Source organism: Achromobacter sp. NFACC18-2, from assembly GCF_900108985.1.
Lineage (GTDB): Bacteria > Pseudomonadota > Gammaproteobacteria > Burkholderiales > Burkholderiaceae_B > Achromobacter.
This window is the reverse complement of record NZ_FNYM01000023.1, coordinates 32916-48398: the sequence shown is the minus strand read 5'-3', so window position 1 is coordinate 48398 and position 15483 is coordinate 32916. Positions and strand designations below refer to the sequence as shown.

Annotated in this window: 14 protein-coding genes; 6 read left to right on the top strand and 8 right to left on the bottom strand. The window is 67.4% G+C overall.

Going from position 1 to position 15483, the window contains the following annotated elements:
- Window positions 1-151 precede the first annotated feature (151 nt).
- Complete coding sequence (locus BMW75_RS26650; RefSeq protein ID WP_092582547.1) at window positions 152-1063, top strand: LysR family transcriptional regulator; 912 nt, start codon at window positions 152-154, stop codon at window positions 1061-1063.
- On the opposite strand, the gene BMW75_RS26645 is transcribed toward BMW75_RS26650, so the two are convergent.
- Window positions 1042-2436 (bottom strand): GntP family permease, encoded by a 1395-nt coding sequence (locus tag BMW75_RS26645; protein WP_076521501.1) that lies wholly within the window; start codon window positions 2434-2436, stop codon window positions 1042-1044. The genes BMW75_RS26650 and BMW75_RS26645 overlap by 22 nt on opposite strands.
- Before the next feature lie 431 nt (window positions 2437-2867).
- Between BMW75_RS26645 and BMW75_RS26640 the strand changes: the two genes are divergently transcribed.
- On the top strand, window positions 2868-3974 hold the full coding sequence (locus tag BMW75_RS26640; RefSeq protein WP_092582546.1) for a hypothetical protein: 1107 nt from the start codon (window positions 2868-2870) through the stop codon (window positions 3972-3974).
- 61 nt (window positions 3975-4035) lie between these two features.
- On the opposite strand, the gene BMW75_RS26635 is transcribed toward BMW75_RS26640, so the two are convergent.
- The 5 genes from BMW75_RS26635 to BMW75_RS26615 form a co-directional block, all read right to left on the bottom strand.
- Window positions 4036-4485, bottom strand: coding sequence for an NUDIX hydrolase (locus BMW75_RS26635; RefSeq protein ID WP_092582545.1), 450 nt, complete (start codon window positions 4483-4485; stop codon window positions 4036-4038).
- A gap of 88 nt (window positions 4486-4573) precedes the next feature.
- A complete protein-coding gene (locus BMW75_RS26630) occupies window positions 4574-5839 on the bottom strand; it encodes an ABC transporter substrate-binding protein (protein WP_092582544.1) in 1266 nt (421 codons plus the stop codon).
- 135 nt (window positions 5840-5974) lie between these two features.
- Window positions 5975-6718 (bottom strand): GntR family transcriptional regulator, encoded by a 744-nt coding sequence (locus tag BMW75_RS26625; RefSeq protein WP_076521494.1) that lies wholly within the window; start codon window positions 6716-6718, stop codon window positions 5975-5977.
- Window positions 6719-6732: 14 nt separating this feature from the next.
- Window positions 6733-8337 (bottom strand): AMP-binding protein, encoded by a 1605-nt coding sequence (locus BMW75_RS26620; RefSeq protein WP_092582543.1) that lies wholly within the window; start codon window positions 8335-8337, stop codon window positions 6733-6735.
- A gap of 3 nt (window positions 8338-8340) precedes the next feature.
- Entirely contained in the window at window positions 8341-9381 is a 1041-nt protein-coding gene (locus BMW75_RS26615) for a cyclase family protein (protein WP_092582542.1), read from the bottom strand.
- Between the two features lie 144 nt (window positions 9382-9525).
- On the opposite strand from BMW75_RS26615, the gene BMW75_RS26610 reads away from it, so the two are divergent.
- From BMW75_RS26610 to BMW75_RS26600, 3 genes are all read left to right on the top strand, one after another.
- Window positions 9526-10518 (top strand): Bug family tripartite tricarboxylate transporter substrate binding protein, encoded by a 993-nt coding sequence (locus BMW75_RS26610; RefSeq protein ID WP_076521491.1) that lies wholly within the window; start codon window positions 9526-9528, stop codon window positions 10516-10518.
- Window positions 10515-11237 (top strand): SDR family NAD(P)-dependent oxidoreductase, encoded by a 723-nt coding sequence (locus BMW75_RS26605; protein ID WP_092582541.1) that lies wholly within the window; start codon window positions 10515-10517, stop codon window positions 11235-11237. The genes BMW75_RS26610 and BMW75_RS26605 overlap by 4 nt, the downstream gene beginning before the upstream one ends.
- 86 nt (window positions 11238-11323) lie before the next feature.
- Window positions 11324-11998, top strand: a complete 675-nt coding sequence (locus BMW75_RS26600; RefSeq protein ID WP_092582540.1) for a DJ-1/PfpI family protein — start codon at window positions 11324-11326, stop codon at window positions 11996-11998.
- Window positions 11999-12007: 9 nt separating this feature from the next.
- On the opposite strand, the gene BMW75_RS26595 is transcribed toward BMW75_RS26600, so the two are convergent.
- A complete protein-coding gene (locus BMW75_RS26595) occupies window positions 12008-12490 on the bottom strand; it encodes an Lrp/AsnC family transcriptional regulator (protein WP_092582539.1) in 483 nt (160 codons plus the stop codon).
- 132 nt (window positions 12491-12622) lie between these two features.
- Between BMW75_RS26595 and BMW75_RS26590 the strand changes: the two genes are divergently transcribed.
- Window positions 12623-13255 (top strand): LysE family translocator, encoded by a 633-nt coding sequence (locus BMW75_RS26590; protein ID WP_092582538.1) that lies wholly within the window; start codon window positions 12623-12625, stop codon window positions 13253-13255.
- Between the two features lie 184 nt (window positions 13256-13439).
- Here the strand turns inward: BMW75_RS26590 and BMW75_RS26585 are convergent, their stop codons facing one another.
- A complete protein-coding gene (locus tag BMW75_RS26585) occupies window positions 13440-15326 on the bottom strand; it encodes an ABC transporter ATP-binding protein (protein ID WP_092582537.1) in 1887 nt (628 codons plus the stop codon).
- Between the last annotated feature and the right edge of the window lie 157 nt (window positions 15327-15483).

Here is a 15483-nt window from a genome sequence, read left to right as displayed (position 1 = left end):
ACCTTTGCTTTGCTAAGATAATTTCATTTGCTTTAACAATGGGATCGGTTCTCAGACCCCGGATCTCAGACCCCGGATCTACGGCTCCGGATCTCAGGCCCCACACCTCAGATTACAGACCAAAGACCATGGACAACGGGCGGCAATAGGCATGGATCGCTTCCAGGAAATGCAGGTGTTCGTGCGCATCGCGGAGCGCGGCAGTTTTTCCAAGGCGTCGGAGGACCTGCGCATTCCGCGGGCCACGGTGACCAACCTGATCAAGCGCATGGAGGCCCGGCTGGGCGCGCGCCTGCTCGATCGCACGACGCGGCAGGTGCGCCTGACGCACGACGGCGAGGCGCATTACCAGCGCTGCGTGCGCCTGCTGGCCGACCTGGAAGAAGCCGACGGCGCCTTTCTCGACACCGCGCCCAAGGGCCTGTTGCGGGTCAACGCGCAGGGCACGCTTGCCCGGTTCTTCGTGATGCCGGGCCTGCCGGACTTCCTGCAGCGCTATCCCGACATCGTGCTGCACCTGGGCGAAGACGACCGGCTGGTGGACCTGGTCCGGGAAGGCGTGGATTGCGTGCTGCGCGCGGGCGTCCTGCAGGATTCCACCCTGGCCGGCCGGCAAATCGCCCAGATGCCGCAGGTGACGGTGGCCAGTCCCGCCTACCTGGCGCGCCATGGCGTGCCCGCCAGCCTGCAGGAGCTGGAGCGGCACCGGGCCGTGGATTACGTGTCCAGCGCCACGGGCCGCGCCGTGCCGCTGGATTTCATGGTGGAGGGCCGCAGCGTGCAGGTGCGCCCGCGTTCCGTCGTCAGCGTGACGGGCGCCGAACTCTACACCAGCGCCGCGCTGGCGGGGCTGGGACTGGCGCAGGTGCCGCGCTACCGGATCGAGCGCGAACTGGCGGCGGGGCATCTGCGGATCGTGCTGCCCCACGCGCCGCCCGCGCCCATGCCGGTATCGGTGCTGTATCCCCAGAACCGGCAGGTGTCGGCGCGGGTGCGTGTCTTCACGCAGTGGCTGGCGGGCGTCTTCGCCGCCGCTTTCGATCAGACGATGCCGGTCAGGTAGAAGACGCCGATCACCACGAACACCGACAGGGTCGATATCAGCGTGATGGCGAAGATGTCGCCGTAGGACTGGCGGTGCGTCAGGCCAGTGACGGCCAGCAGCGTGATGACCGCCCCGTTGTGCGGCAGCGTGTCCATCCCGCCGCTCGCCATGGCGGCCACGCGGTGCAGCACCTCCATGGGAATGCCGGCCGCCAGCGCGCCGTCGATGAAGGTCTGCGACATCGCGGCCAGCGCGATGCTCATGCCGCCCGAGGCCGAACCCGTGATGCCGGCCAGCGTCGTCACCGCCACCGCTTCGCCCACCAGTGGATCGGGGATGGCCTTCAAGGCCTGGGCCACCAGCAGAAAGCCCGGCAGCGCCGCGATGACGCCGCCGAAACCGTACTCGGCCGCGGTGTTCATGGAGGCCAGCAGCGCGCCCGACACGGCGCTTTTGCTGCCTTCGGCGAAATGCGACTTGATGGCCCGGAACGAAAACAGCAGGATGGTGACGATCCCCGCGATCAACGCGCCCATGACGGCCCACAGCGCCACCTGTTCGTCCGCGTTGACAGGCAGGGGCTTGGGCAGGCCGGGCAGGACGACTTCGGAGCCCGCCGGATACCACCCCGGGATCCAGCGCGTCAGCAGGAAGTTCATCACGCCCACCACCACCAGCGGCAGCAGCGCGATCAACGGATGATGGTCGCGTTCGCCGGTCGGCGTCGCGGGCTCGTTGCGCAGGTCCGTGCCGTAGGTTTCGCCGGCTGCGGCGGCGCGCTTGCGGCGCCATTCCAGGTAGGCGATGCCGGCGCACAGCGTGAACGCCGAACCGATCAGGCCCAGCCAGGGAGCGGCCCAGGTCGTGGTCTCGAAGAACGTCGTGGGGATGATGTTCTGGATCTGGGGCGTGCCGGGCAGCGCCGTCATGGTGAAGGTGAAGGCGCCCAGCGCAATCGCGCCCGGCATCAGGCGCTTGGGAATGCCGCCCTGGCGGAACATCTCCGCGGCAAACGGGTATACCGCGAACACCACGACGAACAGCGACACGCCGCCATAGGTCAGCACCGCGCATACCAGCACGATGGCGACGATCGCGCGCTCGGCGCCGATCAGGCGCAGCACGGCCCGCACGATGGCGCGCGAAAAGCCCGACAGCTCGATGAGCTTGCCGAACACGGCGCCCAGCAGGAACACGGGGAAATAGAGCTTGGCAAAGCCCGCCATGCGCTCCATGAAGATGCCCGAGAACACGGGCGCCAGCGCCGACGGGTCCGTCAGCAGCACCGCGCCCATGGCTGCAATGGGCGCGCACAGGATCACGCTATAGCCTCGATACGCCGCCAGCATCAGAAACGCCAGCGCCGCCACCACGATGAACAATCCGGTCATTCGGTACTCCAGGAATGATGTGACAAGGGGTGTGGGGCTACACCTTAACGCATCGTCCCGGCGGTTTCGTTACGCGGCGCGGACGGCCAGGCAAGATGGCGAGGGCCGATACCGGGTCGGCGCTACCCGGCGCCTGTCCATCAGTATCGCAAGCGTAAATAAGAACCTTCTTATGTACGCGGCGGAATCTGGCATGCACGATCTGGACCCAAGTTCTTGGACGTCCAGTGCTGTCAGAGGCGAATATCGCGTACGCCCGCGCGCGGCAGTGGATGCTCATTCCCCACATGGCCCGGACGCGGATGCTGACGCACAGGGCCGCCGCTGCAGGAGCGCCGCGTGCACGCCCAATCCGATCCGCGCTTTTCCTTCGCCGTTGGCGCCGTCGCCGGCGGCGAGCCGCTGCATGGCGCCTTGTCGGAGGTTATCTGATGTACGTCGCAGAGTGGATCATGTGGTTAAGTTGCCTGAAATCCGATTCCTGGTTCAGGAAGAACCTGGATGAGTTTAAGAATCCGGCGACGCCAATCATCCAGCCCGCCTATGTGGACAGCATCGTGGAAGACCGGGCGCGCCAGGCGGCAAAGCGGTTCAAGCATGCCCGATCCATGGGACCTGTCTATGCATGCAACGACACTTACCTGGAGATGCGGTGTGGCGGCATGGAGGACAAGCGCGGCTTGATTACGCTCTGTTCATCGATTTTTTTGTATTTTCTAGTCGGGATGTGGATTGATTTTGACGCACCTGTCTTGTGGTCTGTGGTGGCCGAGCCAGACGGGTATAAAGCTTGGGGTATCGGCATCGTTGTGTTCTCCTTGGTAACAACGGTGGGTACTGTCGTCCTGCTCTGGCTTTATTACAAATACGCCCTTCGTATAACTCGGCTTGAAGCGCTTACCTCCCGCCATCAACTCATCCGCTTCAACCGAATCACGCGCCAAGTCTTTCTCCATAGACCGCCAAGTTGCGGCGGCATCCTTGTCTTGCCTTGGGAGGGCGTTCAGACCGAAGAAGTGGCAGGGCTGAGCCTGGTGATGGGCTGGTATCCCGGTGACAGCACAGACTTGCCCTTTCCCACCTTGGTCTTCATTGGCAGGCAAAGCAGTCGTCTATCGGACCTACAATCCGAATGGGAATTCATCCGGCGCTACATGGACGAGGGCGGCGTCCCGGCTGTCGAGAAACCGCGCATCAGCTCGCAACTGCCTTTGCCGTGGCCGGCCTTCACCGCGCAGTTCGACGCCCTGGGGCCATTCCTGCGCAACAGCGGCCCTGTCGTATGGCTGGGTTGCCTGCTGATCTCGCCGGCCTTCGTCATCCTCGGTCTGTCGCACTGGGCATCGCTGCTGCTGTGCTGGCGTCCCCGTTGGCCGCGCATCATCCGAGAGGCCGGGCAACCGGGCAAGGCGGTGCCGGCCTTTACGACGGTGGAAGATTATCCGCCAGAGGTGCAGGTGCAATTGCTGGCCAATGCCCACCGCTGGGCGTTGCGCCCGGGGCGTGCGCCAGAGAATCGGCGGCGCGGCGGGCGTTGAGTCCGGTTGAGAGCTCGGGCGACGCCAAGTGATGCTTTGGCAGCTTGGCACTGATAGTGCGTCATTCCCCTGGCAGGCTTTCCCTCATCAGGTCCGCCGCCTTGTGCGCCAGTTCCGCCACGCCGAAGCTCGTCGCCAGCGCATGGGCGTCCAGGTCGGCCAGGGGCACCCAGCGCGCATCGCGCGCATCGTCGCCCGCGACCGGTTCGCCGGATTGCCAGCGGCACAGCACCGCAATCAGGATGAAGTGGCGGCGCAGGGCGCCCGCCTCGTCGCGGTCGAACACGTCGACGGCGTCAAAGACGTGCAGCGGTTCGGCCGTCACACCGGTTTCTTCCCGCAATTCCCGCGCGGCGGCGGCCTGCAGGCTTTCTCCCGCGTCGATCTTGCCGCCCGGGAATGCCCAGCGGTCCTGGTCGGGCGGGTTGGCGCGGCGCACCAGCAGCACGTGGCCGTCGCGCACAACGGCGGCGATGGTGGCGGCGATGGGGCGCGAAGCGGGCGTGGTCATGCGGGTTTCCTTGGGGGTGTCGTTCACCCCGCAAGAATACGCCGGTCCGGCCACGCCGCTTGGTCGCAGGCGCCCCGTGCTGCGCGCGCTACTTCTTGACCAGCGGGCAGGTGGACCGGGACAGCGGCATGAAGGCCTGGTCGCCCGGCAGCGTTGCCACCAGCTTGTAGTAGTCCCACGGCCCCTTCGATTCCGACGGCTTCTTGACCTCGAACAGGTACATGTCATGGACCATGCGGCCGTCTTCGCGGATGCGGCCATTGGTGGCGAAGAAGTCGTTGATGGGCGTGGCCTTCATCTGCTTCATGACCGCGGTGGGCTCATCCGTGCCCGCCGCCTGCACCGCCTTCAGATAGTGCATCACGGACGAATACGTGCCGGCCTGGCTCATGTTGGGCATTTTCTTGAGCTTGTCGTAGTAGCGCTTCGACCAGGCCCGGGTCTGGTCGTTCATGTCCCAGTAGAAGGCTTCCGTCAGCGTCAGCCCCGCCGCCGCGTCCAGGCCGATGGCGTGGATGTCGTTGATGTACAGGAGCAGGCCGGCCATCTTCTGTCCGCCCTTGGTCAGCCCGAATTCGCTGGCCGCCTTGATGGCGTTGACCGTATCGCCCCCCGCGTTGGCCAGCCCCACGATCTGCGCCTTGCTCGCCTGGGCCTGCAGCAGGTACGAGGCGAAGTCGGCCGACCCCAGCGGATGCCGGGATGCGCCCAAGACCGTGCCGCCGTTGGCTTTCACGACCTCCGTGGCCGATGCCTGCAGCGTGTGGCCGAAGGCGTAGTCGGCCGTCAAGAAGTACCAGCTCTTGCCGCCTTGCTCGACGGTGGCGCGCGCGGTGGTGTTGGCCAGCGACCAGGTGTCGTAGGTGTAGTGCACGGAATACGGCGAGCACAGGTCGTTGGTGATGCGCTCGGTGCCGGGGCCGCTGAAGACCACGATCTTTTTCTTTTCCCGCGCCACTTCCAGCACCGCCAGCGCGGGCGCGGAAGCCGCCACGTCCATGATGGCGTCCACCTTCTGGGTGTCGAACCACTCGCGCGCCTTGGCGGCGGCGATGTCGGCCTTGTTCTGGTGGTCCACCACCAGCAAGTCCACCTTTTTGCCCAGCACGCTGCCGCCGAAGTCGGCGATCGCCATTTCGGCGGCGGTGGCGCTGCCCTTGCCTGTCACGTCGGCGTAGACGCCGCTCATGTCCAGGATCAGGCCAAGCCGGACCACGTCGTCAGAAATGGCGGGCGAGGGCGCCTGGGCCTGCGCTTGCGCACCGGCCGAGGCGGCGAACGCCGCGGTGGCGAACAATCGGGCGATCGTGCTGCGGCACTGCAATGAAATCCGGGTCCTGTCGGCATGTCTCATGGTTGTCTCCCTGTATGCCGGATTCTTTTCGGATGTTGCGGGCGCTTGTTCTGTTTTGAGGATGCGCCATGTGGGGTCGGACGGCGGTGATGGCGTGGGGTGGCGATCGTCTCCTTGGTGGGGTGGGCAATGCGCTCAGCGGCTGCCGAGCAGGTCGAATTCCATGCGCACTTTGCGGAACGGGAATTCCAGCCGCGCGAAATACACCACGCGGCCGTCGATGCAGGCGTAGCGGCGCAGCTCGGCCACGGGCGAGGACACCGGAATCTGCAGCGATTCGGCCGACTCCTGGCCCGCTTCGATCACGTTGAGAACCTGGCGCGCCTCGGAGATGCGCGCGCCGTAGAACTGGTCGAGCACCGGCGCCACGGTGCTCTTGCGGATGCGGGCGCGATGCTTGCGAAACAGGCCGCTTTCGAGGAAGACCTCGCTATAGCAGAACGGCCCGGCGTCGGTGGTGTGGACGCGGCGCAGGTACTGGAAGCTGCCGCTGCGGTCCGCCTGGCAAGGCATGCCCAGCGTGTCGGGCAGCGGCGAATCGGCGCTGGACTCCACCAGCGACACCGTGCCGAGCTGGTTGCTCAGTTCGACGGTTTCGGCCCAGGTCTTGGGGATGAGCAGGGTCGGCGTTTCCGGCAGCTCGGCGTTGACGAAGGTGCCCGAGCCGCGCGAGCGCCGGATCAGGCCGTCTTCTTCCAGCAGGCCGAATGCCTGGCGGATGGTCGCGCGCGAGATGCCGTAGGTCTGCATCAGCGATTCCAGCGGCGGGATCTGCTGTCCGGGGCGCCAGGTGCGGTTCTGGATATGGCTGCGAAACAGCGCCGCGGCCTGCAGGTAGAGAGGCTGGGGGCTGTGCGAGAAAAGCTTGCGGGCGGTCATGGCGAGGCGTGGGGCTACGAAGCGCAATCCGAGAGTATGGCGTCTGCCATCTCGCGCAGGCGGTGCTTCTGGATCTTGACCGAATTGGCGCTCTCGACCGACGGAAAGGCCTCCAGCACGGTAAAGCCCGCGGGCGCCTTGAATCCCGCCATCGCCGCCTTGCAGGCGGCCGTCCAGCCGGCGGGGTCCGCCTGCGCACCCGCGTGCAGCAGGACGAAGGCGTAGGGCACGATCCGGCCCTGGCGCGTCGCGCCGACCACCTGGCAGGCGCGCACGCCCGGCAGCGTCTCGACGACCTGTTCGATTTCGACCGGATTGACCAGAAAGCCCGACAGCCGCAGCGAGTCTCCCATCCGGGTCTGGAACACGAACTGGCGCTCGGTCAGCGTATAGCCCAGGTCGCCGGTCTTGAAATAGCCGTCGTCCGTGAGGGCCGCCCGGGTGGCCTCGGGATTGTCCAGGTAGCCTCGCATCAGGCTGGGCGAGCGGATCTCGATTTCGCCGGACTGGCCATGCGGCAGGATCTGGCCGGTTTCGGGATCGCGGGCCCGCACGCGGGCATCGGGGTAGATCAGCGTGCCGCCGGGCTGGTGGCGGGCCGACACGTCGCCCTCGGCGGGATCGCGCGGTTGGCCGGCCACCAGCGCGATCAGTTCGCTGGAGCCGTACAGGCCCGTCAGCGGCACCCCCGCCTCGCCCGCCAGGTCCAGCAGATTGTCCAGCGCGGGCGTGAAGCTGGCAAAACCGAACAACTGCGCGCGGGAGAACGCGCCGGGCGCGGCGGCCTGCATCATGCCGACCAGGGCTTCGTTGTTTGCATAGGTGTGGGTGACGGCGTGGCGGGCGGCGGCCTGGGCCGATTGCGCCGCATCGAACACGGGCGCGCAGACGACGGGCACGCCGCGCGCCAGGCCGCCCACCAGCGTCGCAAAGCCGAAGGCGCCGCAGAATGGCGCGCTGGCCAGCACGCAGGCGTCGTCGCCGTAGCCGAAGGCCCGCGCCACCATCGCGCCGTGCCGCAGCAGGGTCTTTTGATCGTGCAGCACAAACTTGGGCTTGGACGTGGTGCCGGACGTGGTGAAGCACAGCACGCCCGCGTTGCCTTGCGCGGCGGGGGCCGGGTCGGCGCAGGCCAGCAGGGCGTCATACCGGTGCACGGGCTTGCCGTGCACGGCGGCGGGAGAGAGCTCGTTCGCGCCGGACAGGGCGACCGCGCCCTGCAGCCGCGCCAGGTCCTCGGGCGCCACCCCGTCCAGGATGCCCTGGAAGTCGATGCCCTTGAAGCCAGGCCAGTACACCAGCCAGTCGGCCCGGCCGCGGCCCAGGATGTCGGCCACTTCCAGCGCGCGAAAACGCGTGTTGACGGCCAGCACCAGCGCGCCCAGGTGCGCGCATGCCAGAAAGGATTCGACCCATGCCGCGCAATTGGGCAGCCAGACGGCCACGCGATGGCCGGGCTGCACGCCGAGGCGGGCCAGGCCCGCGGCCAGCGCCCGGCTGCGCGCGCGCAGGTTTGCGACGGAAATGGGCTGGTCCTGGTCGATCAGCGCGGCGGCGCCGGGCTGGCGGGCGGCCAGCGCGTCCAGGTGTTCGGAAAACGTCGAGTACGGCAGGGGCATGGCTTACACCGTGGCGATGGGCGTCACGGGCGACCCCACCGCGCCGGGCATGCGCAAGGGCGGGGCGGTCAGCAGGAACCGGCTGCGGCCGTGTTCGTGCAGCCAGCCGGCCAGGTCCTTCAGATACCACAGCTCGGCGAGCGGCACGCCCAGCTTGAAAAGGCAGTGATGATGCAGCGGCAGGATGGAATGGCCGGGGCCGGACGTGCGCGCCGGATAGGACTCCACCGCATAGTTGTCGGCGCAGATCGCGGCAATGCCCGATTGCGTGATCCAGTCCAGCAGCGCCGGGTCGGCGCCGTCCAGCACCGCGCCCGTCTCTTCGAGGCGGTGCGGGTCGGGCTTGCCCCCCATGGCCACGACGGCTTCGGCAAAGCCCGTGCGCAGCACCAGCATGTCGCCGGCTTCGGGCACGGCGTCCTGCTCCCGCATCGCGGCCTGCAACTGGTCGTGGCCCACCACCGTGCGTCCCGGGCCGAAGGCGCGCGCCAGATCGACCAGCACGCCGCGTCCCTGCATGCCTTTTTCGGCGTAGCGGCTGACGCTGAGCTTGCGCGCATACGACCCGCCCGGCGGGCAGCAGGCATCCACCGCGTTGTCCGTATCCGCGCCGCCGAACACATCGACGCCCGCCGCGTAGCCGTTGTAATAGACGCGGCGCGCCTGCCCGTCGCCCTGGATGTCGAACATCGCACCCACGTGGCACAGGCCGTCCCATTGCGTGGAGTACTGCATGGAAAGCGTGACCTGGTCGTCCGACAGCACGTCGATGGCCTCGGGCTGCACCTGCGACATGGCGAAGTTCAGGTAGGGCGTGCCTTCGCGGAAGGTGGGCTTGAGCGTGGGCGCGTGGCGGCGGGGATTGAGCACGTTGCCGCCGGGAAGATCCAGCGGCAGCGACAGGCAGAAGACCTTGCCGGCGCGGACTTCGCGCACCGCCTGCAGCACCTTTTCCTCGGTCAGCAGGTTCAGGCGGCCGAGTTCGTCGTCCGGGCCGAAGTCGCCCCACGTGGAACCTTCGGGGCGTTGCGTCCAGCGTTTCATCTGCTTGTCTCCTGTCGGTTTTGTATGTTCTTATGGATGCGCTTGTGAGCATAGTACGTATTTACGTACTTTAAAGAAATACCCCATAAAAGAAAGCCCCATAAAAGAAATCCGCATTCAGCGGGTTCGATAGGAGACAAGACCATGACGCAACCGCAGCATCCGCGCGCCGGCTGGCGCATCGCCTTCGCCGCGCTGGCCGTTCTGGCGCTGCCCGCCGCCCACGCGGCGGGGTATCCCGACCACCCGGTGACGGTCGTCGTGCCGTATCCGCCGGGCGGCGGCGCCGACCTCTTCGGCCGGGCCATCGCCAACGCGCTGCAACCCGGCCTGAAACAGACCGTGCTGGTCGAGAACAAGCCCGGCGCGGGCGGCAACATCGGCATGGCCTACGTGGCGCGCGCCAAGCCCGACGGCTACACGCTGGGGCTGGGCACGATCGGCACGCAGACCATCAACCAGTTTCTGTACGGCAACATGCCCTTCGATCCCGAGCGCGACCTGGTTCCCATCGCGCTGGTATCGACCACGCCCAACGTCATCGCCGTCAGCGCGAAATCGCCCTACAAATCGGTCGCGGACGTGATCAAAGCGGCCAAGCAGTCCAAGGACAAGAAGCTGACCTACGCATCGCCCGGCATCGGGTCGTCGGTGCACCTGACGGGGGCCTACTTCGAGGCCATGGCCGGGGTGACGATGCTGCACGTGCCCTTCAAGGGCTCATCGGCGTCGCTGCCGGCGGTGGCGGGCGGGCAGGTCGACCTGCTGTTCGACAACCTGCCTGGCGCGCTGGCGCAGATCAAGGACGGCAACCTGGTGCGCGGCGTGGCCGTGACCTCGGCCGCGCGCGATCCGTCGGTGCCCGACCTGCCCACCGTCGCGGAATCCGGCCTGCCGGGCTTCGACGTTACTGCCTGGTTCGCCCTGTACGCGCCGCGCAATACGCCCGCGCCGGTCGTCGAGCAACTGATCGCCGCCGCCCGCAGCGGGCTGCAGACGCCGGCCATCGCCGCCAGCTTCGCCACCATGGGCGCCAAGCCCGGCACGCTGTTTGGCGCGGACCTTGCCGCGTTCGAAACCACCGAGCGCAAGAAATGGGGCGGACTCATCAAGGACCAGGGGATCAAAGCGCAATGAACACGCCCATCGCTCTCGTCACCGGCGGCAGCCGGGGCATCGGCCGCGCCATCGTCGCGCGGCTCGTCGAAGACGGCTATCAGGTCGTCAACTTCAGCCGCACGGCGCCCGAGGCGTTGCTGCGCGGCGAAACGTTCCGCTCGGTCGACCTGGGCGATGCGGCGGCGACGACCGCCGCCGCGCGCGAACTCGCGGCGCAGCAGCCCGTGTTGAACCTGGTCAACAACGCCGGGATGATCCAGGTCGCCAACATCGAGGACATCACGCAGGAAGCGCTGGCGCGGACGATGGCGCTGAACCTCGTGGCGCCCATCCTGCTGTTGCAGGCGTTGCTGCCCGGCATGCGCCAGGCGAAATACGGGCGCGTCGTGAACATCGGCAGCCGGGCTGCGCTGGGCAAGGGTGGCCGCTCCGTGTATGGCGCATCCAAGGCCGGGCTGGCGGGCATGACCCGGACCTGGGCGCTGGAACTGGCGGGCGACGGCATCACGGTGAATACCGTGGCGCCGGGGCCGGTCGCGACCGAACTCTTCAATCAGTCCAATCCGCCGGGCGAGCCCAGGACGGTGGCGCTGGAAGCTTCGATTCCGATGCGCCGCGTCGGCCGGCCGGACGAGGTAGCGCACACGGTGGCGATGTTCCTGGACCCGCGGGCCGGGTTCGTGACGGGGCAGGTGCTTTACGTGTGCGGGGGGATGTCGGTGGGATTGGCGGGGTAGCACGGGGCCGGCCCCGCGCAATGCGCCGTGTGCTTGGGGCCGCGCTCGCCTATGCTGGACGCTGGCGTTTTCAACGGAGCATCGTCATGCATGTGAATTTCGTCTTGTTCGAAGGATTGACCCAGCTCGACATGACCGGACCCTACGAGGTGCTGGCGAACGCGCCGGGCTTTACCGTGGACTTTGTCGCAAAAACGGCGGAGCCGGTGCGCTGCGACCGGGGGCTGCGTTTCGTGCCCACCCAGACGCTGGCGTCCGCCCCGCCTTGCGACCTGCTCGTCGTGCCGGGAGGCCCCGGCACGGACGACGCCATCGTCGACCCGGACTGGGTGGCTTTCACGCGCCGCCAGGGGCTGGGCGCGAAATACCTGTTCGGTATCTGCACGGGGTCGCTGCTGCTGGGGGCGGCCGGGCTGCTGCGGGGCAAGCGGGCGTCCAGCCATTGGCGCGCGCGCGAACTGCTGGCCCGCTTCGGGGCGACGCCGAGCGATGAGCGCCTGTGCGTGGACGGCAATGTGTTCACGGCGGGCGGCGTGACCTCGGGCATCGACATGGGCCTGAAGGTGGTGGCGGCGCTGTGCGGCGAAGACGTGGCCAAGCTCATCCAGCTACAGATCGAATATGACCCGAAGCCGCCGTTTCCCGGCGGCACGCCCAAGACCTCGGAGCCGGCCATCGTCGAGCGCTACCTGGCGATGTCGCAGGCCCGCTTCGACCGGCGTAGCGCGGCGGTGGACCGGGCGGCGGCGGCCATGCCTTGAAGGCCGGCCTTATCGGCCCAGGTGGTCCAGCGGCAGCGGGCTTTGGGGCTTGACGGTCTGGATCGCGAAGTTGCTGCGGATGTCTTTCACCCCCGGCAGCTTCAGCAAGGTATGCAGCAGGAAATGCTCGTACCCCCGCAGGTCCGGCACCACCACCTGCAACAGGAAGTCGGACTCGCCTGACACGAGGTGGGCGGCGATCACTTCCGGCAGCGCGCTGACCTCCTGGCGGAACAGCTCGGCGTCCCGCTCGTGGTGGCGCTCGACCTTCACGCCCACGAACACCGTCAGTCCCAGCCCGACCTCGTGCGGATCCAGCCGCGCTTCGTAGCCCTGGATGACGCCGGCTTCTTCCAACATTCGCACCCGCCGCAGGCAGGGCGATGGCGACAGGCCGATCTGCTCGGCCAGTTCCACATTCGTAAGCCGGCCGTTCTTCTGCAGGGCCTCCAGAATTCGGCGGTCGTAGGCGTCAAGCTGGCGGTTTGGCATGAATGTCTATTAAGTGGGAAAGGATTGGCTTGATATGCCAGAAATGGTAATTGAGTTAGCAGTAATAGCAAGCACATGCCAGCCCCTTTTTCCTAGAATCCCGCCATTGAAATATTGCGTGGGAGCGCGGTCATGGCCGATATGGCGTTGTTTCTGGGAGCCTTGCTGATTGTCTACGTGGTGCCGGGGCCGGACATGATCCTGCTGCTGGAAACCGGCCTGTTGCGCGGCCGCGGCCAGGCCCTGGCCGTGGCCGCGGGGTTGGCGATCGCGCGTGCGGCACACGTGACGCTGGCGGCGCTGGGGCTGGCGGCCCTCTTCAAGACCCATCCCTGGGCCTTCGACGCCGCGCGCACGGTGGGGGGCTGCTACCTGGTGTGGCTGGGCGTGCGCCTGCTGCGCGCGCCGCCCGCGGCGCCGGCCGTGGTGGGCGAGGGCGCGGCGCGGCATGCGGGCTGGGGGGCGGCGCTGATGAGCGGGGTGCTGACCAACGTGCTCAATCCCAAGGCGCTGCTGTTCTGCTCGGTGCTCCTGCCGCAATTCGTGTCGCCTGGGCAGGGACCGATCGGCCAGCAGTTCGCAGTGCTGGGCGTCATCCTCGTCGGCCTGGGCCTGACCTTCGACGTGTTGTGCGCGCTGGCAGGCGGCGCGGTGGGCCGCTGGATGGCGGCCAGCCCGCGTGCGCAGAAGATCCAGGGCATGGTGTTCGGCACCGCGCTGATCGGCTTCGGGCTGCGCCTGACCTTCGCCAACCGTCCGGCCTGAAGCAAGCCTGCGCGGCGCAAAAAAGGCCTGGCGCGTATGCATTGACCCTCGGAACTTGGAAGGTCAGAAGCTAGAGCCCGAAGTAGAGCCCGAAGGCCTCTGACCTTGCCCCGCAAATTGGACAGTGCAACACCGGAGAGCGGCTGCCGCTTGCGCCCGGCATTTTGCGCTTGCCGCGCCGGCTTCACTTGCCGAAGGCATAAGACGAGGCGTCCTCCACCTGTGTCCTGTCAGGCGGGGCCGCGGCCCCGTCTTCCAGCAGGTCGGCAGGGTCCAGGCCCTTGGTCAGCTCCAGCGCCTGGCGCTCGAACAGGCGCCGGTACAGGCCGCCCTTCAGCCGGATCAGCGCGTCGTGGCTGCCTTCTTCGATGACGCGGCCATGGTCCATCACCAGCAGGCGGTCCAGCGCCCGGACCGTCGACAGGCGGTGCGCCACGACCAGCGTCGTGCGGCCTTGCATCAGGCGGTCCATCGCGCGCTGGATCAGGACTTCGCTTTCGCTGTCCAGGCTGGAGGTGGCTTCGTCCAGGATCAGGATCGGCGCGTCGGCCAGGAATGCCCGCGCGATCGCCACGCGCTGGCGTTCGCCGCCCGACAGCTTCACGCCGCGTTCGCCCACCAGCGTGTCGTAGCCCTTGGGCAGCGCCACGATGAAGTCGTGCGCGCTGGCCAGCCGGGCCGCCTGCTCGATCTGCGCCTGCGTGGCGCCGGGCCGGGCATAGGCGATGTTCTCCGCCAGCGTCCGGTGAAACAGCACCGGCTCCTGCTGCACGATGGCAATCTGGCTGCGCAACGACGCCTGCTTCACCTGCGCGATGTCCTGTCCGTCGATGGTGATGCGGCCGCCGTTCACGTCGTACAGGCGCTGGATGAGCTTGATGAATGTCGTCTTGCCCGATCCCGAGTGGCCCACCAGACCCACCCGTTCGCCCGGCGCGATCCGCGCCGAGAACCGCTCGTACAGCGCCGTCTCGTGCGCGCCATAGCGGAACGTCACGTCCTCGAAACGGATCTCGCCCGCCGTCACCGCGATGTCGCCCGCGCCCGGCCGGTCCTCCACGCCCAGCGGCTGCTTTTCCAGCGACACCAGTTCCTCCATGTCGTTGACCGAGCGCTGCAGGTTGCGGATGTGCATGCCCACGTCGCGCAGATAGCCTTGCAGGACGAAGAACATGGTCAGCGTGAACGTGATGTCGCCCACGCTGGCCTGGTTGCGCGACCACAGCAGCAGCGATGCGCCCAGGATGGCCGCCTGCATGGCCACCAGCATCGCGCCCTGGATGCCGCCGTTGAGCGTGCCCCGGATCCAGGTGCGGCGCGTGCGCCGGCGCCACTTGTCGATCACGCGCTCCAGACGGGCCTCTTCGCGCGTCTCCGCGCCAAAGGCCTTGACCACGGCGTTGCAGCTCACGGCATCGGCCAGCGCGCCGCCCATGCGCGTGTCCCAGGCATTGCCCAGCCTTGCGGCGGGCGCGACGTAAGCCAGCGACAGGGCCGTCGTGACGGCGATATACAGCACCGAGCCCAGGCCCACCACCAGTCCCATCAGGGGCCAGTACGCGCCCAGCAGGGCGGTGGCGCCCACCAGCATGACGACGGACGGCAGCAGCGCCACCAGCAGCGTGTCGTTCAGGAGGTCCACCGCCCACATGCCGCGCGTGATCTTGCGCACCGTGGAGCCGGCGAAGCTGTTGGCATGCCAGTCGGTCGAAAAGCGCTGCACGCGGTAGAAGGCATGGGAGGCGATGCCGTTCATCATCTTCAAGGTGAACGTGATGATGTTCTGGAACACGGCCTGGCGCAGCAAGGTGCCGCCCACGCCCAGCGCGACCAGCAGCCAGAAGGCCGCGATGGCGGCGTCCCACGCCAGCGTGTCGCCGGCCGCGCCCGACGCCACCGCGTCGACCAGGCGGCCGGCGTACATCGGGGTCAGCACGTCGGCCACGGCGGACAGCAGCGCCAGCGCCACGATGAGCGCGATGCGCAGGGGTTGCCGGCCCCAATAACGGAAGGTAAAGCCCAGGACATCCTTGAAGGCCTGTCCTCGAAAGTCGATTTTTTTTCTAGCCATTGGCATGGCCCGGCGCCAGGAGACGCGCCAGGTTCCTTGTAAGAAAGGAGGGAAAACATGCCGCACGCCTGTCTGGCGTCGGCAACTGCGTTCAAGGGTTCAGATGGGCGCGGCGGACCCGTCGCCAGATAGGGAACTGGCGAGGAAGCCGCGCGGG

Bases quoted from the DNA above. Each gene is read 5' to 3' on its own strand.
- BMW75_RS26600 (WP_092582540.1), top strand. From the start codon at position 11,324: ATGCATGTGAATTTCGTCTTGTTCGAAGGATTGACCCAGCTCGACATG.
- BMW75_RS26620 (WP_092582543.1), bottom strand. From the start codon at position 8,337: ATGCCCCTGCCGTACTCGACGTTTTCCGAACACCTGGACGCGCTGGCC.
- BMW75_RS26645 (WP_076521501.1), bottom strand. From the start codon at position 2,436: ATGACCGGATTGTTCATCGTGGTGGCGGCGCTGGCGTTTCTGATGCTG.
- BMW75_RS26590 (WP_092582538.1), top strand. From the start codon at position 12,623: ATGGCCGATATGGCGTTGTTTCTGGGAGCCTTGCTGATTGTCTACGTG.
- BMW75_RS26610 (WP_076521491.1), top strand. From the start codon at position 9,526: ATGACGCAACCGCAGCATCCGCGCGCCGGCTGGCGCATCGCCTTCGCC.
- BMW75_RS26615 (WP_092582542.1), bottom strand. From the start codon at position 9,381: ATGAAACGCTGGACGCAACGCCCCGAAGGTTCCACGTGGGGCGACTTC.
- BMW75_RS26625 (WP_076521494.1), bottom strand. From the start codon at position 6,718: ATGACCGCCCGCAAGCTTTTCTCGCACAGCCCCCAGCCTCTCTACCTG.
- BMW75_RS26635 (WP_092582545.1), bottom strand. From the start codon at position 4,485: ATGACCACGCCCGCTTCGCGCCCCATCGCCGCCACCATCGCCGCCGTT.
- BMW75_RS26630 (WP_092582544.1), bottom strand. From the start codon at position 5,839: ATGAGACATGCCGACAGGACCCGGATTTCATTGCAGTGCCGCAGCACG.
- BMW75_RS26585 (WP_092582537.1), bottom strand. From the start codon at position 15,326: ATGGCTAGAAAAAAAATCGACTTTCGAGGACAGGCCTTCAAGGATGTC.
- BMW75_RS26640 (WP_092582546.1), top strand. From the start codon at position 2,868: ATGTACGTCGCAGAGTGGATCATGTGGTTAAGTTGCCTGAAATCCGAT.
- BMW75_RS26595 (WP_092582539.1), bottom strand. From the start codon at position 12,490: ATGCCAAACCGCCAGCTTGACGCCTACGACCGCCGAATTCTGGAGGCC.
- BMW75_RS26605 (WP_092582541.1), top strand. From the start codon at position 10,515: ATGAACACGCCCATCGCTCTCGTCACCGGCGGCAGCCGGGGCATCGGC.
- BMW75_RS26650 (WP_092582547.1), top strand. From the start codon at position 152: ATGGATCGCTTCCAGGAAATGCAGGTGTTCGTGCGCATCGCGGAGCGC.